18 protein-coding genes and 1 tRNA gene are annotated in these 25876 nt (G+C 60.2%); 13 read left to right on the top strand and 6 right to left on the bottom strand.

Going from position 1 to position 25876, the window contains the following annotated elements; translation table 11 throughout:
• Positions 1-107 precede the first annotated feature (107 nt).
• Both LGR44_RS01835 and LGR44_RS01830 read right to left on the bottom strand, forming a co-directional pair.
• The gene (locus tag LGR44_RS01835) at positions 108-1598 is read right to left on the bottom strand and encodes a winged helix-turn-helix domain-containing protein (RefSeq protein ID WP_226736593.1); all 1491 of its coding nucleotides are present in this window, start codon (positions 1596-1598) and stop codon (positions 108-110) included.
• A gap of 385 nt (positions 1599-1983) precedes the next feature.
• Positions 1984-3675 carry a tyrosine-type recombinase/integrase gene (locus LGR44_RS01830; protein WP_226736590.1) on the bottom strand — a complete coding sequence of 564 codons (1692 nt, stop codon included), beginning with the start codon at positions 3673-3675 and terminating at the stop codon, positions 1984-1986.
• Positions 3676-3855: 180 nt separating this feature from the next.
• On the opposite strand from LGR44_RS01830, the gene LGR44_RS01825 reads away from it, so the two are divergent.
• Positions 3856-3927 (top strand) — tRNA-Leu (locus LGR44_RS01825).
• A gap of 223 nt (positions 3928-4150) precedes the next feature.
• Here LGR44_RS01825 and LGR44_RS01820 read toward each other — a convergent pair.
• The 4 genes from LGR44_RS01820 to LGR44_RS01805 all read right to left on the bottom strand — a co-directional run bounded on the left by LGR44_RS01820 (position 4151) and on the right by LGR44_RS01805 (position 7700).
• Entirely contained in the window at positions 4151-5077 is a 927-nt protein-coding gene (locus tag LGR44_RS01820) for a glycoside hydrolase 5 family protein (protein ID WP_226736588.1), read from the bottom strand.
• A complete protein-coding gene (locus LGR44_RS01815; protein WP_226736586.1) occupies positions 5074-5844 on the bottom strand; it encodes a TIGR04290 family methyltransferase in 771 nt (256 codons plus the stop codon). Before LGR44_RS01815 ends, LGR44_RS01820 begins: the two co-directional genes overlap by 4 nt.
• A gap of 155 nt (positions 5845-5999) precedes the next feature.
• Positions 6000-6599, bottom strand: a complete 600-nt coding sequence (locus LGR44_RS01810; RefSeq protein WP_226736584.1) for a histidine phosphatase family protein — start codon at positions 6597-6599, stop codon at positions 6000-6002.
• 18 nt (positions 6600-6617) lie between these two features.
• The gene (locus LGR44_RS01805) at positions 6618-7700 is read right to left on the bottom strand and encodes an inositol-3-phosphate synthase (RefSeq protein WP_226737094.1); all 1083 of its coding nucleotides are present in this window, start codon (positions 7698-7700) and stop codon (positions 6618-6620) included.
• 409 nt (positions 7701-8109) lie between these two features.
• Here LGR44_RS01805 and LGR44_RS01800 point away from each other — a divergent pair, with 409 nt between their 5' ends.
• The 12 genes from LGR44_RS01800 (at position 8110) to asnB (LGR44_RS01745) (ending at position 25838) form a co-directional block, all read left to right on the top strand.
• Positions 8110-9222, top strand: a complete 1113-nt coding sequence (locus tag LGR44_RS01800; protein WP_226736582.1) for an NAD-dependent epimerase/dehydratase family protein — start codon at positions 8110-8112, stop codon at positions 9220-9222.
• Positions 9219-10334, top strand: coding sequence for an SDR family NAD(P)-dependent oxidoreductase (locus LGR44_RS01795; RefSeq protein ID WP_226736580.1), 1116 nt, complete (start codon positions 9219-9221; stop codon positions 10332-10334). The genes LGR44_RS01800 and LGR44_RS01795 overlap by 4 nt, the downstream gene beginning before the upstream one ends.
• A 202-nt stretch (positions 10335-10536) precedes the next feature.
• On the top strand, positions 10537-11631 hold the full coding sequence (locus LGR44_RS01790) for a glycosyltransferase family 4 protein (protein ID WP_226736577.1): 1095 nt from the start codon (positions 10537-10539) through the stop codon (positions 11629-11631).
• Positions 11628-12740 carry a CgeB family protein gene (locus LGR44_RS01785; protein ID WP_226736575.1) on the top strand — a complete coding sequence of 371 codons (1113 nt, stop codon included), beginning with the start codon at positions 11628-11630 and terminating at the stop codon, positions 12738-12740. Before LGR44_RS01790 ends, LGR44_RS01785 begins: the two co-directional genes overlap by 4 nt.
• Positions 12737-13831 carry a CgeB family protein gene (locus tag LGR44_RS01780; RefSeq protein ID WP_226736573.1) on the top strand — a complete coding sequence of 365 codons (1095 nt, stop codon included), beginning with the start codon at positions 12737-12739 and terminating at the stop codon, positions 13829-13831. The genes LGR44_RS01785 and LGR44_RS01780 overlap by 4 nt, the downstream gene beginning before the upstream one ends.
• Complete coding sequence (locus tag LGR44_RS01775) at positions 13828-14943, top strand: CgeB family protein (RefSeq protein ID WP_226736571.1); 1116 nt, start codon at positions 13828-13830, stop codon at positions 14941-14943. The genes LGR44_RS01780 and LGR44_RS01775 overlap by 4 nt, the downstream gene beginning before the upstream one ends.
• Before the next feature lie 106 nt (positions 14944-15049).
• Entirely contained in the window at positions 15050-16078 is a 1029-nt protein-coding gene (locus LGR44_RS01770; RefSeq protein WP_226736569.1) for a UDP-glucuronic acid decarboxylase family protein, read from the top strand.
• A gap of 533 nt (positions 16079-16611) precedes the next feature.
• Positions 16612-18543: an asparagine synthase (glutamine-hydrolyzing) gene (asnB, locus tag LGR44_RS01765; protein WP_226736567.1), complete on the top strand. Its 1932-nt coding sequence runs from the start codon at positions 16612-16614 to the stop codon at positions 18541-18543.
• Positions 18536-19675: a glycosyltransferase gene (locus LGR44_RS01760; RefSeq protein ID WP_226736566.1), complete on the top strand. Its 1140-nt coding sequence runs from the start codon at positions 18536-18538 to the stop codon at positions 19673-19675. The genes asnB (LGR44_RS01765) and LGR44_RS01760 overlap by 8 nt, the downstream gene beginning before the upstream one ends.
• A gap of 42 nt (positions 19676-19717) precedes the next feature.
• Positions 19718-21028, top strand: coding sequence for an O-antigen ligase family protein (locus LGR44_RS01755; protein ID WP_226736564.1), 1311 nt, complete (start codon positions 19718-19720; stop codon positions 21026-21028).
• A 384-nt stretch (positions 21029-21412) separates the two neighbouring features.
• The gene (locus LGR44_RS01750) at positions 21413-23782 is read left to right on the top strand and encodes a GumC family protein (RefSeq protein ID WP_319004799.1); all 2370 of its coding nucleotides are present in this window, start codon (positions 21413-21415) and stop codon (positions 23780-23782) included.
• A 73-nt stretch (positions 23783-23855) separates the two neighbouring features.
• On the top strand, positions 23856-25838 hold the full coding sequence (gene asnB / locus LGR44_RS01745) for an asparagine synthase (glutamine-hydrolyzing) (protein WP_226736562.1): 1983 nt from the start codon (positions 23856-23858) through the stop codon (positions 25836-25838).
• The last annotated feature ends 38 nt before the right edge of the window (positions 25839-25876 follow it).

Raw genomic sequence — 25876 nt, 5'->3', positions numbered from 1 at the left:
ACCATCGTTCCACCTCGGTACAGGAAGGGACACAGTTCTCCGGCTCGGTGCAGGTATGATCTTGCCCGGGCCGAAGGCCGGGTTGCTTTTTATCTATACACTGTCTTTTACACCTCACCGGTGCCGGCCTTGATGAGAGACTCGACAGCCGCCCAATGCTTGAGGACGGTTGGCCGGGACAGGCCTGAGCGCCGGGCGATCTCAGACTTGGTGATAGGCGCTCCCTCGGCGAGGGCGGTTTGCACCGCGGAGCGGAGGGTTTCAACAGCGCGCGAGGCACGCAGGGCTGCGGCGTAGCGGCCGCCAATGGCCTGCCGGCTGGCGGTCCCAGCCACTCCGTCGACATCAGGGGTGCAGGCCCCTCGGTCCTTGGAGGCATCGCGAGCAACCCGGCTCGCATTCCAGTGATCGGCGGCATAGGTGGTGACGCGGTACAGGATGGCCTGGGCCTGTTTGGGATTGTCGGCAACTTGGCTCGCACGGCCGACCAGAGTGTTGAACAGCTTCTCTGCCAAACGATCGCGGTCCTTGCTCGCAATGGACAGGACGTAAATCTGGTCACCCTGGTTGTGCAGATCTCGCAACAGCGCGAACACCCACTCCTGGAGCGTGGTGAACAGGATGTTCGAGGCTTTCCTCTCCATCCCGGACAGAGCAGCGGCGCTCTCGCGGATCATAGTGGTCCGGCTCGTTGTCGTGTCGACCCAGCCAGCCCATTCCGACAGGTCCGGGAAGATCGTTTCGTTCCAGGTGCGATAGGACCAGAAAAACGAAAGGGGATTCTTGATCCGCATCGCATTCGACAGGGCACCGGGATCGGCGCCGAGTGGCAGGAACTCCTTCGTGATGCCTGCATGGACGCCCCGCCAGAGGCTCATGATGTCCCGACGGCAGCGCGGGTCGCTGGGGTCGAACCACACGCTGGATTGGTAAGGCAGCAGGTAAATGACATGGGGACGCTCGATTCGGCCGTCCGGCAACTCGAAGGCGACGATGATGTGCGGTAGGCATGGCAGCCTGAGCTGTTCGATCTCGTACCGCAGCGCGTCCCAGGACGGGAACGTGACATCGAGGTCGATCCGGAAGACGCCCCTGACCTTGCCGTTCATCACGATCCAGGGATTGTCGAGGCTGAGCAGCTTCGAGTCGCCCTTGGTCATGATGTCCTTCGTGCGGCCGCTCATGAGGCGCGACGTCCGTGGCGTGAGCTGAACGATGCGACGCAGGACATGGCTCTGGTCCGAGCGGAGGCCAAACTCCTTGAAGGGCGTCCTGTATCGCCCGCCAATTTCCTCGCCGAAGCACTGGAAGCCGTCGGTCAGGCGCCGATGGACCAGATCGCGGCGTGACAGCACTCGGTCGGCGAAGAAGGTGTCACCGTCTCTCGGTGCAGCGGACAGGCGGCGTTCCCTGATCCCGGACATGGCGTCGCGCAGCCATTGAGCTTCAGCCCAACGAGTCTCGAACACTCGAACGCATTCAGGGACCGTGTCGCGAGAGCGAGAGGCGGCCGCATTGCTCGGAACGTCAACATTTTTGGCTTCAGGGGTAGAAGGGGGCGTCGGCTGGCCGGGGATATGTCCCGGCCTCCGGGTCACCGCAGGGACCCTCGCATCACTTTGACGTGGACGATGCCGACAAGCATTCTATTCGTGCTCCAGAAAGCGCCGGGGAGGGCCGCCACAGCCCGATGATCCGGCGCTTTCCTATTGATGAGAACTGTCGGCGAAGCGGAGGACAAGCCCCTTTCCGCGGTGGCGATCCAATCGGGCCGCGCTCATGAGACTCAGCCCAAGGAACCCTACGCCAGACGCACAACTTCCCTACGGATTTCACCTTCAAGTAGGGAAGTTGTGTAGGGAAGTGCTCCACGATGTTAGGGATGGTGCTTGGATGCCGTACTGCATCAGGTGAGCTCTTACCAAGGGCATGGTCGCATGAGCGCGTCATCACAGCTATTCAGATCGCAACTGCCTACCCCCATCAACCTGCCTCATCGAAGTCATCGGGCTCGACGTCATTGTCCTTCAAAGCTCTGAGCTTGCTGAGATCGATCTTAACAGGAATGCGAGAGGTTACTGCCTTCGCCTGATCTGCGGCTGCTTGGGCTGCGGCCTCTTCACGGGCGACCTCTAGTTCTTTCCGGCGATACCAAGGCAGGTTTCTGGTCGGATGGCGGAGCAAGCTTTTCCGGTTGAGTCCCCATTCCTCGTCGCAGGCTGCAAACACAGCCTCGGTCCAGGCTGTCATAGCTTCTCGCTTAAGTTCAAGGCGCTGGGAACGGTTGTAGACCAATCGTGTCACGTCAGCTTGATGGAATTCGACGCCTCCCGGAACACCGGATGAATGGTCCAGCACAGCCGACGCGGCGTCTCCCCGGATGGACATGTCGGACAAGATCGTTGCCAGAGAGCGCCGGAGGTCATGGGGGGAGAAATCGGGGATGCCCTCTAACAGATCAGGCGTAGACCTCGCTCGACCGATTTCATCCAATCCCCGAAGGCGCCGAATGAGTAGATTGACGGAAGAATCATAGACGTGAATGTCGTCGGCAGGATTAGAGGTTGCCGATTCCTCGGATGCTTGGCTGTGACGCCTGCCTCTTCGCTCCGACGGAAAGACCCATTGTGAGCTGGGACGGACCGCCATCGCGCGATCGAGGATCATGACCACGCGGGGTGGGATTGGCAGGGCGTGAAAGCGCTTCGACTTCATTGAGCCGGCAGGGAACGCGACGATCTTCCATCCAGCGGCATTGGGATCATCGACCAGGTGCGATGTTAGGATGGACATTGAGGCGCTCGTCCTCTGGGCCGTCAACACGATCCACCAAAGCGCGGCAAGGATTGCTTTCGAAGGCGCCTTGTTGTTGAGCCGCTTCGGCAAGACCTGGTTCGTTTCAGCTATGTGGAGAACCTTCGCGATCTGCTCTAGGGTCAGAAGACGGGTCCGGGCCTGCTCTACGTGGAGCGACTCGACCTCTGTCCACCAAGCTGGGATTCCACCAAGGCCGGATGATCCCTTGTGGAAGCGTTTAGCCCAACTCAGGGCCGCGCGAGAGTAGTTGACGACCTTGCGGCTTGAGGTCCCGCCATTTTCCTTCATAACGGCATCGCGGATTGCCTCAATATCATCGGCCGCGATCTGGCGGAGAAGCTTGGTCTTGAGCCGATCGAATGGTGGCAAGGTCAGGTGGCGACGGGCGTCCTTAATCGAGCTGTCCGAAGGAGGCTTGGTGCCATAGCGCTTCTTCTTCGGCTGTGAGACGTGGTCCTCGATGTAACGCTGGACTAGGTCCGGCCATTTCCATTCCCCTGCCTCGGCAGCCTTGCGAGCTTCGATGTCCGCAGTTGCAGCTCTATGGTCCCGCCCAGCATGACGCGAGGCGATATATGCGGAGGGGTCGTCACCAATCTTGAGCATAGCTCGAACGACACGAGCCTTCTCCCTGGCTGTTTTCGCTGTCTTAATATCAGCCAGCTTCCCCAGGGACTTTGTCTTTCCATTCCACTTCAATATCCAAGAGGCCGAGCCTCCTTGGATCCGAAGGGACAACCCCTTCTCTATGACATCAGCGAAAACAAGGGGATCGGCTGAGGTGTAAGTTCCTGCCAAGGCGGCGGCCGCGGCCTGTTCAATTTGTGTTGGTCCGATCTCCACCCGGGACGACGGCATTCTGCACCTTCACTTGGTAACTTTGGGAGCGCGCGGGAGAATAGCGACATACCAAGTTCATACCAATAGAAACTTTGGCCTTTGAACCGGATGTTTGCGAGTTATGTTGTCTTGCAGATGAACAATTCCAGCGAAATTTAGCCCGTTTAAGGCTTTCCGCAATCACATTGGCCTTGGAAAGGCGAAGTGGATAAATAGAAAATAGGAATCATAATCCTTGTGTCGGGGGTTCAAATCCCTCCTCCGCTACCATCCCATCCGGAAAATTCGAAAAGCTTCGGTCAGCCTCTCCTGAGAGGCTTCCGGTCGTCATTTGTGAGCATGGCGGCTTTGCAGGCTGATGCCATGACCCAGCGCTCAAGCAAGGGGCCTGAGACGGTCGGCCCATGCCGGCGGAGCGGCGTTCCCGGAGCAGCGCGATCCCTGGGCAGACAGGACCTCACGTGCTCCGGTTCGGTCGAGCAGAGCGACTGACTTACAGCACCTCGAGAACCTTCTGCGGCGCAGGAGCAGCCTGGCCGGCATAGCGGCGGATCATGGTGGCGCAGAACTCGGCGAACTCCTCCTTCACCTGGGGAGCGCTCGTATGGTGCGGCGCGATCCCGCGATGCTCAGGCGTAAAGCAGAAGGTCACCGTGACATCGAAATCGGCAAGCGCCTCCATCTGACGGTCGAACCAGTCGAGGGCATTGGGGCGGAAGCTGTCCGCCCAGGACAGGCCCGTACGCAGATGCTTCACGCCGAGGCGCTTCATCCATGCGACGGCGTCGTCCAGACGATGATCCTCGAAATGGAACCACTGGCAGAGCCCCATCTCGGAAGCATGCTTCGCATACTCTTCGAGAGCAGGTTTCGGGGACCCGTCCTCGCGGAGGAGGCCCATGTAGAAATGGCGGTAATAGGATGAGCCTTCCGCCTCGCGGTGCCGGGTCGTCGCGCCCCAGGCGCGAGGGAGATCGTAGAGGCTGTACCAGTGAATCCGAGGCACCTCGCCGATCAGAAGCTCCGCGGTGCGTTTCAGACCCCAGACCTGCACCTCCTCGGCTCCGAAGGTCGAGATTCCGACCTCCGTCACCCAGATCGGCTTGTCCGTCACGGCGCGGATCTCGTCGATCTTAGACGGCCATTCGTGGATCTGCCAGAGGTTCCAGTCCAGGGGAAAGCCATGGACGGCCACGACGTCGATATGGTCCAGAACGCCACGGTTCGACAGATTCTGGATGAACGCGGGATCAATCGGCGAGATGCCGCCAAGAACCCGCGGCAGGGTCGGGTTCTCGGCCTTGATGGCTTGGCCTGCGGCAATGGCCATCTCGGCAAAGAGCCCCCATTCCGGGTCGATTTCCGGATCCCAATGGGATTTATTGTTGGGCTCGTTCCAGATCATTGCGGCTTCAATCATGGCGTGCTCCCTTTGGCCGGGTAGACCGCTCCTGCCCCATGTGGAGCATCGACGCGGCGACAGATGTAAACTTCAGTCTCAGGATGCTGCACGATCTCGAAGCCGGCGCTGCGAAGCATCGCTTCCACGCAGGCTGCGTTCGGCGCCCACCAGTTGGTCGGATCGTCCGCATAACGATGCTCGATGAAGTGCATCTTCGGATACCTGGGATCGTCGAAATGCTCGGTCTCCCAGAAGGTATAGTTCTCCTCGACCGGAAAGGATTCCGCCGAACCGCGCTGCATCGACTGGAAGACGAGCATGTCCTTCGCCACATGCTCGTGGATGAGATCGAGTGCGAGGAGCGGATGGCGCAGATGATAGAGAACCCCCATGAAGAGCACGATGTCGAAGCGCTCTCCGAGCGAGCCGAGGTCGTAGACCGAGAGCTTGCGAAACTCGATGTCGTGCCCGGTCTGCTGCGCAGCGAACCGTGCCTGGGCAAGATAGGTGTCGTCGAAGTCCACGCCGAGCACCCGGCTTGCTCCGCGTTTCTTCATCTCGATGGAGTAGAAGCCGCCGTTGCAGCCGATATCGAGAACGGACTTTCCTGTCAGGTCCTGCGGGACCGCGTCGGCGAAGCGCTGCCACTTCACAGCCGGATAGTTGCCGAGGAAGTGGTTCGGCGCAGTCCAGACACCGCCAAGTTCGATGTTGTGAAACCACGGGCCCAGCGCCTCGGCTCGCCGGCGGATCTCATCGATGGAAGTTGGATCGATCGCGTTCATGGCAGAACTCTATTCTCTCGTTTCGTCATGGAGGGCGTGATGGAGGGTGCAGAAGGCTGCTCCTGCACCGCGAAGTCCGGCACATCCTGCATTTCTGTCGGGACGGCTCAGGGGCAGGGGCACGAGGAGGGCATAGGGAATGCTGGCATGAGACATCATGCGGCCACCACCTCGTTGAGGCGCAACACCTTCGCGCCCCAATCCGCGACGGTGACGGTGCTGATCGACGCCGGATCGATGTCGAAGCGGCCGTATGCATCGATCGGCATCCCGAGATAATAGAGCAGCGCCGCCTTGATCACGTCGCCATGACTCACGAGCACGACCGGACGGCCGGAATAGGTCTTGCGCATCTGCTCCATGGCGCCGACGATCCGGGCCTGAACCTCAAGCATCGTCTCGCCATCGGGAGGCCGCGTGACGCTGCGGGCGCTGTTCCACTGCTTCCAGAGGGGAACAGGGGTCAGTTCGTCGAAGCTCATACCCGACCATCCGCCGAATTCGATCTCGACGATGGGCTCGCAGATTTCGAGCGGACGGCCGATGCGGGCTGCGATGGGCTCAGCCGTCTCCCTCGCTCGTTCAAGGGGACTCGTCAGGACCGCGGCGACGTTCTCGTTTGCGAGACGTTCCGAAAGACGTTCGGCCTGAGCCTTGCCGACGGAGCCGAGAGAAACTCCTGGCATGCGTCCGCAGAGAACCGTTCCCACTCTGTCATGGGCGGCATGCCGCACGAGGAAGAAGGTGGTGGTCACGCCTGCATCTCCGCGGCGTCACTCATCGTCGCCATTGATGAACCGAATGGTCCTCTCGCGGGCCTCGCTGTCGGTGAACTGCTGCGGCGGTGATTTCATGAAATAGCTGGAAGGCCCGGTGAGGGCGCCGCCGATCTTGCGGTCCATCGCCAGCTTGGCGCAGCGCACGGCGTCGATGACGATGCCCGCCGAGTTCGGCGAGTCCCAGACTTCGAGCTTGAGTTCGACGTTGAGCGGAACTCCGCCGAACGTGGTGCCTTCCATGCGGATGTACGCCCACTTGCGATCGGTGAGCCACGGCACGTGGTCGCTCGGGCCAACGTGAATGTCGCCGGCGGGCAGCGGGATGTCGAGCTGACTCGAGACGGCCTGCGTCTTCGAGATTTTCTTCGATTCCAGCCGCTCGCGCTCGAGCATGTTCTGGAAATCGGTGTTGCCGCCGAAATTGAGCTGATAGGTCCGATCGAGGCGAACGCCGCGCTCGCGGAAGAGATTGGCCAGGACGCGATGAACGATGGTGGCGCCGACCTGGCTCTTGATGTCGTCGCCCACGATCGGAAGACCCCTCTCCTCGAAGCGCTTCCGCCATTCGGGATCGGACGCGATGAACACGGGAATGCAGTTCACGAAGGCGCAGCCGGCCTCCAGCGCGCGCTCTGCATACCATTCCGTGGCCTTCTGCGAGCCCACCGGCAGGTAGGACACCAGGACATCCGTTCCCGACTGGCGGAGAACTTCGGTCACATCCGCTTCTTCTTCCTCGGATTCGGCAATCTCATCCCGCAGGTACTTGCCCAGGCCATCGAGCGTCTTGCCCCGGCGAACGATGATCCCGCTTTGGGGGACGGCAGCGAAGCGTTGGGTATTGTTCGGCTCCGCAAAAATCGCATCCGCCACGTCGCGGCCCACCTTGGAGGCATTCACGTCGAAGGCAGCCGATACCTCAACGTCGCTGATGTGATAGCCGCCGAGCTCTATGTTCATGAGCCCCGGAATCGGTTCGTTTCCTTTGGCGTCTCGATAGTAGGAGAGCCCCTGCACGAATGAGGATGCGCAGTTGCCGACGCCGACGATCCCGACACGGACCTTTCCTGAACTCATGGCGGCTTTCCCCTTGTTGGCGGACGGATGCTGGTACTCCTTCAGGCTGGCACAGCCGCAGGCAGTCAGCATCGGGCCCGGCTCCTAGTCCCCAAGCTTAGCCGTCAACGCCGCAACGGCGCAGGTTGTTCCGTCGGGGCCTCCGCGATGAGACTCTTGTCTTTGCCCCGGGCTGCTCAAACTACCCTTCCAGCAGGAACAAAGAAGATGCTTTGGCGTTTGTTTAGCGAAAGGCCAAGCTTGGGCCGGAATCCGTGTGGGTCGATCGAGGATGGCTGGTGCTCGCTGTGAAGTCGAGTCTGCATCCGAGAGTATCGACAGCTCATGTGGCTGCCCGGTCGAAGGCGAGGCCTCATTCCCAGTTACCTACCCTCCGACCCCTGGTTCGGAAACCAATCTGGAGTGACCCGTGGCAGATACGATCCTCATTACCGGCGGTGCGGGCTTCATCGGCCGTTATGTCGCGCGGGCCTGCTTGGAGCGAGGGCATCGGGTGCGTGTCCTCGACAGCCTTATCGAGCAGGTGCATGGCGACAGGACGCAGGCCGACGGGCTCGATCCCGAGGTTGAGGTCGTCGTCGGCGACGTTCGTGACGAGACCGCGATCCTGCGCGCGCTCAAGGGTGTGACCAAGGTGGTGCACCTCGCGGCCGAGGTCGGCGTGGGCCAAAGCATGTACGCGGTCGACCGCTATGTCTCGGTGAACGATTACGGCACGGCGGTCTTGTTCCAGCAGCTCATCGACAACCCTGTCAAACGGGTGGTCGTCGCGTCTTCCATGAGCATCTACGGCGAGGGGCTCTACAAGGACGCCGACGGGCGGCTGATGGAGGATGTCGTTCGCGTGCCGCGAGCCAGCGAGAATGCCTCCTGGGATCCGCTCGACGCGCAGGGACGCCCTCTCATTCCGGTTCCCACTCCCGAGTGGAAGCGCCCGGCTCTGGCGTCGGTCTATGCTCTGTCCAAGTACGTGCAGGAGCGCCTGACGCTGACCCTTGCTCCCGCCTATGGCATGGAAGGCGTGGCGCTCAGGCTCTGGAACGTCTACGGGCCCGGACAGGCGCTCTCCAATCCTTATACAGGTGTTCTCGCCATCTTCTCCTCGCGGCTCCACAACGGTCAGCCGCCCATGATCTTCGAGGATGGGCAGCAGCGCCGTGACTTCGTGCATGTCGAGGACGTGGCTCAGGCCTTCCTTCTTGCGCTTGAGCACGAGAAGGCGCCGGGGGGCGTGTTCAATGTCGGCAGCGGCCAGGACCGGACGGTGTGCGAGGTCGCGGAGCTTCTCGGCAAGGCCATGAACCGGCCGATCGAGCCCGAGATCGCCGGCAAGGCCCGCATCGGCGACATTCGCCACTGCATTGCCGATATCAGCAAGATTCAGCAGGAATTGGGCTATGCCCCCCGCCGTGACTTTTCGGAGGGTCTGGCGGAGCTGGCCGAATGGGTTGCGAAGCAGGAGGCCAAGGATCTCGTTCAGGAGGCCCGCAAGGAACTCGAGTCCCGGGGACTCGTCGCATGAGGCAGGACGATCATCCCAGCGCGCCGGCCATTCTGCGCCGCCGCCCGATCCTTGTGACTGGCGGCGCCGGTTTCATCGGATCGAACCTGGCTGACCGCTTCGCGCGCGAAGGCCACGATGTGCTCGTCTACGACGCGCTCGCCCGGCCGGGCGTCGATGCGAACCTGGAGTGGCTCAAGAAGCGTCATCCCGGCAAGATATCCGCCGTCGTCGCGGACATCCGGGATGAGGCGACGCTTGCCGATGTCGCCCAGGAGGCGCAGGCCGTCTTTCACATGGCCGCTCAGGTGGCGGTCACGACGAGCCTCGTCGATCCGCGTGAGGATTTCGAAATCAACGTCCGCGGAACGTTGAACCTCCTCGATGCGCTCCGTCGGCGCAGCGAACCGGTCCCGCTCGTCTTTGCCTCTACCAACAAGGTCTATGGCGACCTTGCCGATGTCGAACTGGACAAGACGAACGACTCCTATGTGCCGCGCGATCCAGAGATCAGAAATGCCGGCATCGGGGAAGGGCGCCCCCTCGATTTCCACACACCCTATGGCTGCTCCAAGGGCGCGGCCGATCAGTACGTTCTCGATTATGCTCGGTCCTTCGGGGTGCCGACCTGCGTTCTGCGCATGAGCTGCATCTATGGTCAGCGGCAGATGGGCACCGAGGACCAGGGCTGGGTGGCGCATTTCCTGATCCGAGCCTTGAGGGGAGAGCCGATCTCCATCTACGGCGACGGTTGCCAGGTGCGTGACGTCCTCGACATCTCGGATGCGGTCGAGGCTTATGTTTCCGCATGGAGAAACATCGATGCCGTCCAGGGTCGGGCATTCAATCTGGGCGGAGGGCCGGCGAACGCGATCAGCCTCAGACAGCTTCTGTGCCACATCGAGGATCTGCTGGGGCACCCTGTCGAGACGACCTATTCCGACTGGCGTGCGGGTGACCAGCGCTACTACGTCTCCGACACGCGTCTCCTGACCCGCGAGCTCGGGTTGAATGCCCCAACACCTTGGCGCAAAGGCGTTGCCGCCCTTGCCCAGTGGCTGCAGGAGGAAAGGGGACACGGAAAGGCCGGGCAATCCAATTTCCGCCGCCATGCCGCGGAGGCCTTGTCATGAGATGCGCCTCAAGCTGGCCGAGCCCGCTCGCTCAAGCGCAGGAGCAGGTGGCGTGCGGCACGACCAGCAGACAGACTGGCGACCGTCGCTCCCCGGCGGCCGGGTGCTCCGGCGTCTTCTTCCGTGACCGTGCATTCACACCGAATGGTCTGGAGGCCGCGTGTCTGCAGATTTGAACACTGGCTCAGATCTGCGGGTATTCATGACGGCCGATGCCGTTGGTGGCGTCTGGCAGTATGCCCTCGATCTGGCCGATGGCCTGCGCGCCCATCAGGTGGAAGTCACGCTCGCAGTGCTTGGTCCTGCGCCATCGGAGGATCAGCAGGCGATGGCTGAGGCCATCGGCGTCAAGCTGATCCTGACGGGACTTCCTCTCGATTGGACCGCCACCCGCCGTAGCGAGGTCGAGGAGGCTGCGAGGATTGCCGCCCGCATCGCCGCGCAGGCTGCCCCGGATCTGATCCACCTCAACAGTCCGGCCTTGGCTGGAGGAGCGGATTTTCCCGCTCCCGTCGTGGCGGTCTGCCATTCCTGCGTCGCCACGTGGTGGCAGGCGGTTCGCTCCGGACCTCTCCCGGACGAATTCACATGGCGCACGGAACTCGTTCGGCAGGGTTACCGTGCGGCAGACATGCTGATAGCTCCGACATTGGCTTTTGCCCGTGCGACAGCAGACGTCTACGAGCTCGAGAGAGGGCCCGCCGTCGTACGGAACGGACGGCGTGGAGGGCTGGTCTGCGAGCCGGCATCCTCTGAGCCGGCCGCCTTCACCGCCGGGCGGCTTTGGGACGATGGCAAGAATATTGCCACCATCGATCGTGCTGCCGCGCGGTTGTCGATCCCGGTTTTGGCTGCAGGTCCGCTTGACGGGCCGAACGGCGCCCGCGTTCACGTCGAGCATGCCCGTACGCTGGGCAGGCTGAGCGACGAGGAAATCCGAACCCATCTCAGCAAAAGGCCGATCTTCGTTTCGGCCGCTCGCTATGAACCGTTCGGTCTTGCGGTGTTGGAGGCGGCACAGGCCGGCTGTGCGCTCGTCCTCTCCGACATTCCGACATTCCGCGAACTCTGGGACGGTGTAGCTGCCTTCGTTCCACCTGACGACGACGAGGCCCTTGGGAACGCAGTCGAGCATTTCGCTTCACACTCGGAGCTGCGCGTGCAGCAAGGTCTCGCGGCCCGGGAGCGGGCGAAGAGCTACAGCGTCGAAGCGATGAGCGCCGGCATCTTGGCCGCGTATCGCTCCCTGCTCCAGTCGAAGATCCGTAAATCCTCTCTCGAGGAAGCCGCTGCATGAAAATTGTCTACTTCACCCATTCGCTGGCCTCATGCTGGAATCATGGCAACGCACATTTCCTGCGAGGCGTCCTACGGGAGCTAGCAAGCCGCGGCCATGAAGTAACGGCTTACGAGCCTGCAGGAGCCTGGAGCCTGGATAACCTCCTGAAGGATCATGGTGAAAAAGGGCTTTCCTCCTATCGCAGTCTTTACCCCGAGTTGTCGTCGAACACGTTCAATGAGGATATCGATCTCGATGAGACCCTGGCCGGTGCGGATGTGGTCATCGTGCATGAATGGAACGATCCCTGGCTCGTCGCTGCGATTGGCAGGCTGCGCCGGGGAGGGGCGCCCTTCACATTGCTCTTCCACGACACCCACCACAGAGCCGTGAGCGATCCGAAGGCGATCAAGCAGTTCGATCTCGATGGCTATGACGGCGTTCTCGCCTTCGGCGAGACGCTTGCCGAAGTCTACCGTCGCTGGGGCTGGGGCACCCGGGTTTACGTCTGGCATGAGGCCGCCGATACGAAGCTCTTCCGCCCGCCCGCGGAGGAGAGCGATCGGAAAGGGCTCGTCTGGATCGGCAATTGGGGGGACGGCGAGCGCAGTGCTGAGCTGGAGAGTTTTCTCCTGCGGCCGGCGAGGACCGTTGCATTGCCGCTAGAGATCTATGGCGTCCGCTATCCCGAAGAAGCTCTCGCAATGCTCGACCGGTATGGCGTGGCCTATCGCGGCTGGCTGCCGAACGCCCGGGCTCCGGAGGTTTTCGCACGCCACTTGGCAACGGTTCATGTGCCCCGCCGGTTCTACGTCGACATGCTTCCCGGCATCCCGACCATCCGCGTCTTCGAGGCGCTGGCCTGCGGCATTCCACTCGTGTCTGCACCCTGGCAGGACAGCGAGGGGCTGTTCAGGCCCGGGACGGACTACCTGGTTGCCGAGAGTGAGGCGCAGATGGAGCGCCATTTGAGAGCCATCAACAGCGATCCCGATCTCCGGAAGTCCCTGGTGGAGAACGGTTTGGCCGCTATCCGCAACCGCCATTCCTGCGCCCACAGGGTCGATCAGCTTCTTGCCATCCTTGCCACATACGGTGCCGCCGCGCCGACGGAGATGTCCGCATGAAAATCGCGTTTTACGGGTCCAGCCTTCTGTCTTCCTACTGGAACGGGGCCGCCACTTACTACCGCGGCATGCTCAGCGATCTTGCGCGACGCGGATACAGCATCACCTTCTATGAGCCGGATGCCTTCGATCGCCAGAAGCATCGGGACATCGAGCCGCCGGAATGGGCCGAAGTGAAGGTCTATCCTGCAACCGAGGAGGCATTGCGTGCGGTCATCGCGGAGGCGGCACGAGCCGATGTTGTCGTGAAGGCATCAGGTGTCGGAGTCTTCGACAATGAACTTCTGGAGGGCGTCGTCGCCGCCTCGCGGCCCGAGGCGATCCGCATTTTCTGGGACGTCGATGCTCCCGCAACGCTCTCCGAGCTGAGGGAAAGTCCGGATCATCCGCTGCATCGCACCATGCCGGCGCTGGACCTCGTTCTCACCTATGGTGGAGGTCCGCCGGTCGTTGAAGCCTATGAGGGGTTCGGTGCACGGCGGTGCATACCGATCTACAATGCGCTTGATCCTTCGACCCACCATCCTGTTCCGGCGGATGAGCGTTTCAAGGCGGATCTCTCCTTTCTCGGCAACCGTCTCCCGGACCGTGAAGCGCGTGTGGAGCACTTCTTCCTGGAGCCGGCCGCCCGTCTGCCGAATCGCAGCTTCCTCATTGGCGGCAACGGGTGGGAAACGAAGGGAATGCCGGCCAATGTGCGCCACATCGGCCACGTCTACACGCGTGACCACAACGCGTTCAATACAAGCCCGCTGGCCGTTCTCAATATCGCCCGTGATTCCATGGCGACGACGGGCTTTTCCCCCGCGACCCGCGTATTCGAGGCTGCAGGCGCAGGGGCATGCCTGATTACCGATGCCTGGGTCGGCCTAGAGCTCTTTCTCAAAGAAGGCGAGGAGGTTCTCGTCGCGCGTGACGGCAAAGACGTCGCCGACCATGTCGAGGCTCTGACACCGGCACGCGCCAAAGCCATCGGCGATGCGGCGCGAGAGCGCATCTTGAAGGAACACACCTACGCGCGCCGTGGCGCCGAGGTCGACGCCATCTTTCGCCAGCAGGCTTCACAGAAGCAGGAAAGGAGCGTTGCGTGACGAGGCTCCAGGTTGTCGTCATTGGGCTGAGTCTCTCTTCCTCCTGGGGAAATGGCCATGCCACCACGTTTCGGGCGCTGCTAAAGGCTTTCGCCGCACGTGGCCATGAGGTGCTCTTCCTCGAGAGGGACGTCCCCTGGTATGCGGCCCATCGTGACCTCTCGAACCCGGACTTCTGCCAGCTGGAATTCTATACCAGCCTGGCCGATCTCGCTCGCTACAAGGACAAAGTCGCGAATGCCGATGCTGTCATCGCGGGCTCCTATGTGCCGGAAGGCGTCGCTGTCGGCGAATGGGTTCAGAACACAGCAAAAGGCGTGACGGCCTTCTACGACATCGACACGCCGGTCACGCTCGCGAAACTGGAGCGTGGAGACTATGAGTATCTCGCGCCGAAGCTGATCCCTGGTTACGACGTCTACTTCTCGTTCACAGGCGGCCCGACGCTGGATCTCCTCATGGATCACTACGGCTCACCGGCGGCGCGGGCGCTATATTGCTCCGTCGACCCTGAGGCCTACCCCGTATTGAGCCGGGAGAAACGTTGGGACCTCAGCTATCTTGGGACATACAGCCCGGATCGGCAGCCGACACTGGAGCGTCTTCTGGTCGAGACGGCGCGGCGTGTGCCACATATGCGCTTCGTCGTGGCCGGTCCTCAATATCCGGAAGACATTCAATGGCCGGAAAACGTCGAGCGGATAGACCACGTCCCTCCGAGCGATCATCCTGCCTTCTATGCCGCAAGCCGCTTCACTTTGAACGTGACACGCGCGGATATGATCCACGCAGGCTTCAGCCCGAGCGTACGCCTGTTCGAAGCTGCCGCCTGCGCGACCCCGATCATCTCGGACGTATGGGCGAGTCTCGACACTCTTCTTCTGCCAGGACGGGAGATCGTTCTCGCTGAAAGGGCGGATGACGTCATCGAAGCCCTTTGTGGGTGGTCTGATGCCAAGCGCGCGGCGCTTGGAGCCGCCGCTCAAGCAAGAATCTTGGCGGAGCATACCGCAGCTCATCGCGCTCTCTCGATGGAGGGCGGTCTTCTCGAAGCTCTGCATCGCAGAAGCCATGAGCACAGGCCCGTCCTGCAAGCCGCATCCGGAATCTGAGAATAGATTCTATGGATAAGGTTGAACAAATGCCAAGCTTTTGGGTTGGAGCAACAAAGGCTTAAGTCTTCAGTATCGCGTTGTGATCTAGTAAGGAGACGTCTTCATGAAGAACGGCAAAAGCAAGCTCGTCCTTGTCACGGGTGGAGCCGGATTTCTCGGGTCCCACTTGTGCGATGCCCTTCTCAGTGAAGGCGCTCACGTGGTTGCCGTCGATAACTTTCTCACAGGGCGTAAGCAGAATCTCCGTCATCTTGAGCGAGAGCCCCGCTTCGATCTGATCGATAGCGACATCATCAGGCCCCTGCCTGCCCGACTGCGCTCGAAGCGGACGAAGTTCGATCAGATCTTTAATCTGGCGTGCGCAGCGTCACCCCCTCACTACCAAGCCGATCCAGAGCACACGATGCTGACCAGCGTCGTCGGCACTCACAATCTCCTTACCTTTGCCGAGGCAACGGGAGCGCGCTTCTTCCTCGCATCCACAAGCGAGATTTACGGGGATCCCGAAGTCCACCCCCAAACGGAGAGCTATTGGGGCAACGTGAATCCGACCGGCCCGCGGGCCTGCTACGACGAAGGAAAGCGAGCAGCGGAGACGCTGACTTTCGACTTCGAGCGGTCTGGCCGAGCAGAGGTGCGTGTGGCGCGTATTTTCAACACGTACGGTCCCAGGATGCGCGCGGATGATGGTCGCGTCGTCTCCAACGTCATCTGCCAGGCCCTCGCGGGCGACGACATCACCGTCTATGGGGATGGAAGCCAGACCAGGTCGTTCTGCTACGTGTCGGACCTGATCGACGGGTTCATGCGCCTTATGGCCTATGACGGCGTTCTGCCCGGTCCGGTCAATCTCGGCAACCCGGTTGAGCTCACGGTCGGAGATCTGGCAAACCGTGTCCTGTCGATGACCGGCTCTTCCTCCAGGATCGTCAGGCGGCCATTGCCGGTGGACGATCCCCGTCGCCGCCGTCCTGATATTACCCGTGCAAGACAACTCCTGGGCTGGAACCCGGCGACGCCTCTCGAAAGCGGCCTTAAAGCCACCATCGCTTGGTTCTCCGAGGAGCAGAAGAGCGAGAGCAAATTCACCCGTACTCCCGCGGCGCTCGACGGTGCAATTCCGCTCAGCTAGTGGAGCAGACCCGCGCGGTCGCATCGGTTCTTGAAAAGAACAGGGATGATTCCTGTGGAACTCCGGATTGGAGAGCTCACATGAATCATCCCTCTATCGGCTGCTCCTTCGTCACGGCTTGACTTGGATTTTATCCTTTTTTGCCGCTACCTCACATGAGGTATTCTCTATAGGAGACAGATCCTCCGCCCGTCCGACCATATGGTCATCCGTCGGTTGCGAATCGACGGTAACAGGTCTGAAGGATCGCGAAACGTCGGTTCGTGTCGATGCCGTTCAGCCTCAATAATCCTTTCAGCGCAGACAGATAGGAGACATCGGCTTTAACGAGGATCCTTATACGCCTCGTCGGCCGCCCTTGAAATGCGATACATACGAATGGGTGAGCGAGCCACATCTCGTCGCCGGAACTCAGCCTCCCGCCGGCTCCCCGCGCATTGACCGTCCTGAGTCCCCATGAGAGCTTTTCAGCAGAAAACCTAGCAGATACTCACGGCATTTTTTGCCAGTGCTTGTTCCGTTGAAGGAAAGCCATGTGTGGCATTGCCGGATTCCTCTTCTCGTCTCGGTCGCAGATAAATGATCCGGCTCATGTCCTTCAGAGGATGACAACCAGCCTTGTCAGCCGTGGTCCCGATGACGAGGGGCACTGGCTGGATGTTGCGGCCGGCGTTGCCTTGGGCCATCGGCGCCTCAGCATCATCGACCTGTCCCCGGCAGGCCATCAGCCAATGGCATCCGCGAGCGGGCGCTATGTGCTCACCTTCAACGGAGAGATCTACAATCATCTTGAGATCAGAGAAGAACTGCGTCGAGCCGGCTTCGCAGATTCCGCGGGAGGTGCTTGGAGAGGAACCTCGGATACGGAGAGCCTTCTTGCCGCGATCGAGGCCTGGGGGATCAGAGGAGCGCTCCATCGTTGCGTCGGGATGTTCGCCTTGGCCCTCTGGGACAAGGCTGACCGCTCGCTGACGTTGGCAAGAGACCGGCTTGGCGAGAAGCCTCTCTATTATGGGCACTGGGGCGGGATGTTCGTATTCGCCTCAGAGCTCAAGGCCCTCCATGCAATCCCCGGCTTCTCTCCTTCCACCGATCACGCTGCCGTGTGGCACTATTTCTGTCAGAAGGCGGTGCCTGCACCGTTATCGATCTATGAGGGCATCAGAAAGCTTGGGCCAGGGCAGGTTCTGACCCTGCCTGCCGCCGAGAATCCCACCTTCGGCAATGTCAGGCTGGACGACTACTGGTCTCTCCAGGATGCGCTGCGGGCGGAGCCATTCCGCGGTTCGGCTGAGGATGCCGTGGATGAGTTGAGGCGGCTCATGCTCCAGTCCATCGCATCCCAGATGGTAGCCGATGTGCCAGTCGGAGCTTTCCTGTCGGGGGGCATCGACTCGAGCACGGTTGTCGCTTTGATGCAGTCGGTTTCGGATCGCAAGGTGCAGACCTATTCCATCGGCTTCGAAGAGGCGGATTTCAACGAAGCGGCTCATGCGGCGCAGGTGGCGAACCACCTTGGAACGCAGCATAAGGAGCTGACTGTCACAGCGGGGGATGCCCTCGCGATGATTCCCAAGCTGGCGAATATATGGGACGAGCCCTTTGCCGACAGCTCCCAGATCCCGACAGCCCTATTGACGGCACTCGCACGTCGTGAGGTCACCGTCGCCTTGAGCGGAGACGGGGGCGACGAGTTGTTCTGCGGCTATAAACGTCAGCTTACCGCCTCGGCTATCGAGCGGCTTCCGGCCAAGGCCTTGCTGAGCACCCTCCTGCTGGCATTCGGATCGTCGGCCGCTCAGAATGTGCTTCGGTCCCTTCCCGTCGGGCAATTGCCGAAGTCGGTTGCGAACCGCCTCAGGATTCTCTCGGAGACACTGGCCTTCGACGACCCTGCTCAGCGCTACATGGCACTAGCATTCCAGCCGGATCAGTGGACGCTCGTTCTCAGCGACCGAAGAGAAGGATACATGAGCGCGGCGGCACCTTCTCTATCGGCCGGACGAGACATGCTGTCCCTCGCCTCTGCCTTCGACACGCTGACTTACCTCCCCACCGACATCCTTGCGAAGGTCGACAGAGCCGCCATGGCGGTCGGCCTGGAGACAAGAGTGCCGCTGCTCGACCACAGGATCGTCGAATTCGCCTTCTCTCTGCCCTCGTCCTACAAAGTCCGTGGTGGTCGAACCAAATGGCCCCTTCGTCGGATCCTGGAGGGCCATGTTCCGACCGAACTGACGGACAGGCCCAAAATGGGTTTCAGCGTGCCCATTGGCGAGTGGCTCAAGGGCCCTCTCCGGTCCTGGGCCGGGGATCTGCTCTTCGCCAAACAGCATAAGGATGAGTTCCTGAACACGAGGATGGTGGAGAATATCTGGCGGGATCATCAGGCGGGAAGATGGAACTACGAGGATCACCTGTGGCGTGTGCTGATGTTCCGTGCATGGCAGACGCGCTATGAGTGAAAGAAAGGTCAAAGTTCTGGTCTTTATCCCCGCTCTCGTGCCCGGGGGGGCCGAGCGGGTCACTGCGACGCTGCTGCGAAACCTGTCTCGGAGCAGGTTTGATGTTTCCCTTGCAGTGGTGAACCAGCAAAATTCCGTCTTTGCCGACGAGTTGCCAGCCGACATCTCCGTCACGGACCTGAAGGCACCGCGGTTGCGCTACGCGTTGCACAGGATCGTCCGTCATATTTGGCAGGTCAGGCCGGACGTGGTCTTCTCGACAATCGACTACTTCAATGTCGCTTTGGGGAGTACCCGGCACTTCTGGCCACGCCATACACGCTTCATTGCCCGGCCGACCATTCTCTTCAGTGCGGCACTGGAGCGAAACCGCCAGCCCATTCTATGGCGCATGCTTTCCAGGGTTGCTCTCTTCAATACCGACCTGATGATCTTTCAGTCCCCGGAAATGGAGCAGGACTACCGGAAATCTCTGAACTGGTTCGGCGGAGCCGCCGCAGTCATTCCCAACCCTCTTGATTTCGCCTTCGTCCGGGAGCGGGCAGCGAGTGGATCAGATGAGCCGAACTATGACCCGAGCGTCTTCAATCTCGTCGCTGCAGGAAGACTTGAAGACCAGAAGGGTTTCGACTCAGCCATAGAAGCGATAGCGCTCGCCAGGAACAAGGATCTCCACCTTACGATCCTGGGTGAAGGATCGTTGCGGCAGTCGCTGGAGGATCAAGCTCGGAGGATGGGCGTTGAAGAGCGGGTGCGCCTGATTGGGTACCGGCACAACCCGTATCCCTATTATGCACAAGCCGACGGATTTCTCCTGTCATCGCGCTTCGAGGGTTTTCCCAACGTTGTCTTGGAGGCGCTCTCCTGCGGGACGCCCGTCGTAGCGACACCTGTCGCGGGACTGGCTCCCATTCTGGAGAACATTCCTCAGTGCGAGATCACTGCAGATCATACACCTTCCTCCATTGCGGAGGCGATCGACAGATTCCGCAGCCGAGCACATCAGCGAGTGTCTGCGGATGTCGTCAGCCAATTCGATGTGCGGCAGGTCGTGCTGAAATACGAGGAACTATTTGATACCCGGTCCTTCGCCTTGAGAGGTGCCGGTCGTGGGTGGAGTTTGGCGCAATGACTTGCGTGAAGTCGCAGGCACCTGCTCATCGGTGAGGGCTGAATGAAAGCCTCTTTCTGCAATGCGAGCACCGCATCGCATCGGAGGGTCGACCCACTCGGCCTGGGCCTGATGCTGTTCGCAGGGCTGAACCTGAACGGCGTCATTCTGCTGTTCCTGGGAGCGGAAGCGTTCCTGTCGCCGATCATTCTCCTGCTGACGATCATCATGTGCATCAAATATGCGCGGATTGCCTATGTAACTCCAAGTTATTTGCTCTTTGCCCTCACAGTCGCTTCGTACCTGCTCTTTGGAGGATTGGCTGGAATCCTCGGGTCGAATTTCAATTCAAGCTATATAACATCCTATGGAGCAACGATCCTGCTCGTCTCGGCCATCCATTTCTGGCTGGCCTCCGTTGATGAGGCAGAGCTCACCAGGATTTTGACCATTCTCAAGAACATCCTTCTTGTCTCTTGTGTCATGGTGATCCTATCGGACGTCATCAGGCCCTATCAGGTCACACCGATGATGCCCGGCATTGATGCGGACCAGCTCAGGCAGGGAATGGAGTCGGCCGACCGCGCGTCAGGGTTCTTCGAGAACCCGAACGAAGCGGCGATGATAGCCCTCTACTGTATCGTTCTGATCGCTGCGCTTCCCAGCAGCAGTCTCCCACTGCGACTCGTTCAGGGTGCTGTCGCGGTCGTCGCCCTGATCATGACCTTTTCCAAGGCAGGGATGTTGACGCTCCTTGTTCTCACTGCGCTTTTTCTGCTGACGAGAAGATCATTCATGACCCTCGTCCTTTCCGCAGTCGGCCTCGTTCTTGTCTTCTCGGGTCTCTGGTTCGTATTCGAGAACGATCTCCTCAACCTCTCCTGGGAGCAGCGCGAGCGCCTGTCTGATGTCCTGAACCTGGCAGGCGGTGAGATCAATGAAAGGTCGACAACCGGCCGCAATGTGCTCTTTGAGATGGGCTTCGAGAAGATCACGAGCAACTTCCCCTGGGGAGCAGGGCTCGGCGAGTTCCATGCCATGGAGGGTGGGGTCCGCAAGGTGGCCGGCGGAATTGAGGTCAATGAATGGCTGGGGATTCATAACACCTTTCTCATGATCGCTGGCGAAGGGGGAATGGTTCCTCTCGTGATGCTCCTGGTCTTTCTCCTCTCGTTGCTGACCTACGGCGTTTCCGCCCCACATCGAGGCATCGTCTATGGTTTTACGATCATTTTGATGAGCGACATGATGGTATCCCATCATGTCCTGCTCCTCCGCTTTGCCGATATGTTCCTGGGAGTGGTCTTGGCCCTCCTGGCTTTCTCGCCACGCCATGCAAATGTGAAGTACAGCATGCTGCCGCGCATGTCGTAACACCTAGGTCTTATCAGATCCTACCGTCACGGGTGGGCGTCGTGTCTAGTCAGCGGACGTCTGAAGTTCATGTCATTCGAGCGTTATCGTTCTGACTGGAAATTATTTTCCTGGAACATCAAGCGGGGCCTGGAAAACCGCCCGATTACTTCAGCCACTTCTGGAGTAGTCCGAACTCGTCGGTTGCGACGCGTGGCGGGGAGTGGCGCGATGGGGCATTCTTAACCTGTCAAATCTGGAGTGCTGAATCGCCGTTGTCGGCAGACATGCCAAGAATGATGTAATTGCGGGTGCTCGGTAGCATCGCCAATTTGATTGTTGGAATGCCTGCTGGTTTGGCTCGGCGAGCCATGCACTCCAAAGCTCTCAGGACAGGCTTTGGGGATGATGTATCAAGGAAACGATGGAGCTCCTGAGCTTCCTTCTACGTCGCCGCAAAGAGAGCGGCTAGCAGGTGCTGGGGAGCATGCTCCTCAGGCACCCTACCTGCTCAGAAGCAGCCGCTCTGCCGCGGCAGGCACCCAGCCGCGAGAGCACGGCCTCTCGGAAGCTGGGCAGACAAGATCTCGTCTTGAGCAGCCCCAAGCTCGGCCATCGTCATTGAGAGAGGCTCATGGAACTCTGAGTCGAGGCAGAGGTGACGCTGCCAGAACGATCGGTAGGGTCGTTGGGGCGGTCCGCCGCCATTTCCTGCTTGCTGCTGCAATAGCGATAGGGATGGTCGTGCTGACAACCGGAATCGTGCTGAGCCTCGCGGAAAAGTACACGGCGACGGCACTGCTCGTCGTCGATCAAAGGGATCTCCGCCTCTTGGGACTCGACACGCCTGCTCCTGCGGCCGCTTCGCCAAACGTGGACAGCGAAGTCGAGATTATGAAGTCGCCCAGCATCGCACAAGAAGTCGCATCTCGCCTGAATCTTGCAAGCGATCCTCGTTTCGTTGCGGGCGCCGAAGGTGACGAAAGCGTGATCTCACAGTTCGTAGGTGGCACGCTCAACGTCTTCAAGTCATCGTTGCAGTCGGGATTTGGGATGCTCGGCGATGAAAGCGTCGGCCCTGAGGGACAGGATGCTCTCGAATCCGGGAAGACTGACCCGAATGCCATCGCGGCCAGGGCCCTGCAAAGGATCACGACGGTTCGCAGGCGCGGCCTGACGAACGTGATTGCCATCGACGTCACGGCAGAGAGCCCCTCGGAAGCCGCTCGGCTCGCCAATGCTTATGCGGAGACATACATCGACGGCCAGGTTCGCGCCAAGCTTCGTTCTGCTGAGCGTGCGGAAGCGGCACTTACCGAACGCGTCTCTGAACTCGGCGAAGCCTTGCGTCGTTCCGAGACGCAGATCAAAGCATTTGCAATGGCGCAGGCATCGCAACCTAATGATGATGCCAGCCGCCGCGACGTCGACCGGGTTCAAGGCAGCATCGCCTCCACGACTCGTGAGCTCAACTCGCTGACTACGCGTTTGAGAGAGATCGAGGGTTTCATCGCGTCCCAGAACTATGCGTCACTGGGGCAGTCGCTCTCTATCCCTGAAATGGTTGTTATGGATGAGCAGCGGCGAACTCTCGAGCAGAGGATTCAGCGCCCTTCCGAGGGTGACAGGGAGCGTTCCGATCTCCGCCAGAGGCTGGAACTGGTCAACTCCCAACTGCAGGCTCTCAGCGCACAGCGCATAGAGCCTATCCGGAGACAGTTCGAGGCAGGAAACGAAAGGCTCGCCTCCCTACGCCAGGAGCTGGAGAGAGTCATCCAGAGGACCGACCCCTCGACCGACATCTCGGTCAACCTGTTCCGTCTTCAGCAAGAAGCAGCGTCGACACGGCAGCTTTATCAAGAGTATCTCGGCCGCTTGAAGGCATTGGCGCAGCAGAGGAACATCGTTTCTCCCGATGTCCATGTCGTCGCTGCCGCCAGTGCTCCCCCTGTCAAGAGTTTCCCGCCACGTACGATTCTTGTTCTGCTCGGAGGAGCGGCCGGCCTTGTGCTCGCAGTCGGAGCGGCATATGCGCGAGACAATTATCCTGCCAACCTCAAGTCGGAAGATGAGCTTGAGGAGGCAACGGGTCTTCGCTGCTCTGCCATCGTTCCCGCGATCAAGCGAGGCTCCGGACGGGGTGGCATTGCCCCCGAGGACGAGATCTTCGACCGGCCGACATCGGAGTTCTCCGAAGCAATCCGGAGATTGCGAGTATCCATAGCCGCAGGCAGCAGTGAGAGCTTCAAATCTCTTCTCGTAACATCCTCTCATCCGGCGGAAGGTAAATCGACCATCGCCCTGTCGTTGGCGCGAACGGCTGCTGAGGCAGGTCTCAAGGTCGCCCTCTTGGACTGCAACTTTCGCGATCCGGTTCTGCATAGTCGATTGGGATTGGACAACCGCAACGGCCTTGCCCAGCTTCTGCTATCCCCTGGAGTTATATCCGCACCACTGATTTCGGCGGACCCACGTTCCACGTGCTCTGTCATTACCAGTGGGGATCTGGCGGATATTCCACCCGATCGTCCACTTCAATCGGCGCGACTCGGCAAAATTCTGCGGGAGCTGGGAAGCAATTTCGATCTGATCGTTCTCGATACGCCGTCCGCCGGATTGGTCGCTGATCCGCTCATGCTCGTCCATCATGTCGATGCTGTTCTCGTGGTCGCACGTGCAGGGCGTACTGCGCCGGAGAATGTTCGGAGCCTTGTCGATGAGGTCACACACATAAGTAACAAGAATGTCTTCACTGCCCTGAATTTCGCATCGTGAGAAATGGTGTTGGCGCACTGAAGTGAAACGATTCAGGTGAACGGATCCTGCTCTGGGTTCAGCGGATCATGTGATGGTGGAGGCTGCGATGTGCGGTATAACAGGATATCTCGGCCGGTTTGACGAAGCCGAACTTGAGGGGATGAGCCGTCGGATCGCTCACCGTGGACCTGATGGTGCCGGGCGTTGGGTTTCCGAGGACAGACAAGTCGGTCTGGCGCACCGGCGCCTTTCGATCATTGATCTTACATCCGCGGCTAGTCAGCCCATGGCGGAGGATGACGTCGTGCTCATCTACAACGGCGAGCTCTACAACTATGTCGAGCTGCGTGAAAAGATGATGCAGGCCGGGATCCGCTTCAAAACGCGCTCAGATACGGAGGTCGTTCTCAAGATGTACCTCTGGAAGGGTGTCGATATGTTGACATCCCTCAACGGAATATTCGCGTTCGCGATCTGGGACAAACGGTCTCGAACCTTGTTTGCTGCGCGGGATGGGATCGGGGTGAAGCCTTTCTACTACACCGAGACCGCTCGCGGACTTCTGTTCTCCAGCGAGATCAAGTCGTTTCTTGATATCCATGATGTCGATTGGTCCGTCGATCCGGAGGGCTTGCGGGCCTACATGACCTATCACTGGAGTCCCGGTGAGGCGACCATGATCAAGAGTGTGCGAAAGCTGCTCCCAGGTCACGCCTTCGTCGCGCGAGGTCAGCGGATCGAGAGCATGTGGTCGTTCTACGATCTGCCTTATGCGAGCGCGCCCCAGGAGATGAGTGCGGAAGAAGCGATATCGATCGTTCATGACGGGGTTAAGAACGCCGTGGAACGTCAGATGATCGCGGATGTACCTGTCGGAGCATTTCTTTCCGGCGGCCTTGACTCAAGTTCCGTGGTTGCATTCGCGAAAGCGAGCGCCAGGGGCGGCCGGCTACCCTGCTTCACGATTCGCTTTGATCGCGCCGACGCCCGGCAGGAGGGGATTGAGGACGACCTGCCTTATGCTCATCGGGTTGCACGGCATATTGGTGTCGATCTCGAAGAGGTCTCCGTCGGCCCGGATAGTCTCAACCTTTTGCCTGACATGATCTACATGATGGATGAGCCTCAGGCCGACGTATCGCCCATCAACGCCTATCTCATAAGCTCTGTTGCGCGGAAGCAGGGGATCAAGGTCCTCCTGTCCGGGATGGGGGGCGACGATATCTTTACCGGGTATAGGCGGCATTATGCTCTCGAACAGGAGCGATATTGGCGATGGCTGCCCGGCGCGGCGCGTGCCACTGTCGCGCAAATAGCAAGTCACATGCCCGTGCGCATTCCCCTCATGCGCCAGATGCGAAAAGCGCTTTCCTATGCACACTTGCCACAAAGGGAGCGGATTGCCAGCTACTTCTACTGGGGACACCCTGACCTTGTCGCATCGTTGCTTGCTCCTGACCTAAGACAGGAGCTCGCCGGCGAGGGAGTTGAAGCTCCGCTCGTGGCAGCCCTGGAGCGATTGCCGGCAGCAACCCCTCTCACGAACCAGATGCTCTACCTGGATGGAAAGTTCTTCGTACCGGATCACAACCTGAACTTCTTCGACAAGGTGTCGATGGCCTGTGGAGTCGAGTGCAGGGTTCCGCTGCTCGACATCGAACTGGTGAAGATCGCAGCGGCACTTCCGACCCGGTTCAAGCAAGCCGGGAGAGAGGGAAAGTGGGTCTTCAAAAAGGCAATGGAGGCTCATCTGCCTCATCAGGCGATCTATCGCCCGAAGACCGGATTCGGCATGCCTTTGAGAACCTGGATGCGAAATGAGCTCAGAGATCTGCAGGAGGATCTGCTGTCTCCTCAAGTGATACGGAGCCGAGGTTTCTTCGACCCACAGGAGGTCCAGAAGCTTAGAGCTGCCAATGAAAGCGGTCATGTGGATGGATCGTATACATTGCTGTCCCTCATGAGCATCGAATTGTGGGGACGCATCTTCCTAGACCGTACGATGACACCTGCAGCCGGCATTCCCACTTCTGGTGAGAGGCATCTCGACACAGGCATTCCCGAAGTCGCCTGACAGACCTGAGAGTTGCGCTGAACCTGCCTCTATCGGAG

It is taken from the genome of Microvirga lenta (assembly GCF_020532555.1).
Classification (GTDB): domain Bacteria; phylum Pseudomonadota; class Alphaproteobacteria; order Rhizobiales; family Beijerinckiaceae; genus Microvirga; species Microvirga lenta.
This window is presented reverse-complemented; position numbering and strand designations above follow the sequence as displayed.

Coding starts and splice junctions, on each gene's coding strand:
- LGR44_RS01815 (WP_226736586.1), bottom strand. CDS start 5,844: ATGAACGCGATCGATCCAACTTCCATCGATGAGATCCGCCGGCGAGCC.
- LGR44_RS01790 (WP_226736577.1), top strand. CDS start 10,537: ATGACGGCCGATGCCGTTGGTGGCGTCTGGCAGTATGCCCTCGATCTG.
- LGR44_RS01805 (WP_226737094.1), bottom strand. CDS start 7,700: ATGAGTTCAGGAAAGGTCCGTGTCGGGATCGTCGGCGTCGGCAACTGC.
- asnB (WP_226736567.1), top strand. CDS start 16,612: ATGTGTGGCATTGCCGGATTCCTCTTCTCGTCTCGGTCGCAGATAAAT.
- LGR44_RS01750 (WP_319004799.1), top strand. CDS start 21,413: ATGATGTATCAAGGAAACGATGGAGCTCCTGAGCTTCCTTCTACGTCG.
- asnB (WP_226736562.1), top strand. CDS start 23,856: ATGGTGGAGGCTGCGATGTGCGGTATAACAGGATATCTCGGCCGGTTT.
- LGR44_RS01830 (WP_226736590.1), bottom strand. CDS start 3,675: ATGCCGTCGTCCCGGGTGGAGATCGGACCAACACAAATTGAACAGGCC.
- LGR44_RS01780 (WP_226736573.1), top strand. CDS start 12,737: ATGAAAATCGCGTTTTACGGGTCCAGCCTTCTGTCTTCCTACTGGAAC.
- LGR44_RS01755 (WP_226736564.1), top strand. CDS start 19,718: ATGAAAGCCTCTTTCTGCAATGCGAGCACCGCATCGCATCGGAGGGTC.
- LGR44_RS01795 (WP_226736580.1), top strand. CDS start 9,219: ATGAGGCAGGACGATCATCCCAGCGCGCCGGCCATTCTGCGCCGCCGC.
- LGR44_RS01820 (WP_226736588.1), bottom strand. CDS start 5,077: ATGATTGAAGCCGCAATGATCTGGAACGAGCCCAACAATAAATCCCAT.
- LGR44_RS01785 (WP_226736575.1), top strand. CDS start 11,628: ATGAAAATTGTCTACTTCACCCATTCGCTGGCCTCATGCTGGAATCAT.
- LGR44_RS01770 (WP_226736569.1), top strand. CDS start 15,050: ATGAAGAACGGCAAAAGCAAGCTCGTCCTTGTCACGGGTGGAGCCGGA.
- LGR44_RS01760 (WP_226736566.1), top strand. CDS start 18,536: ATGAGTGAAAGAAAGGTCAAAGTTCTGGTCTTTATCCCCGCTCTCGTG.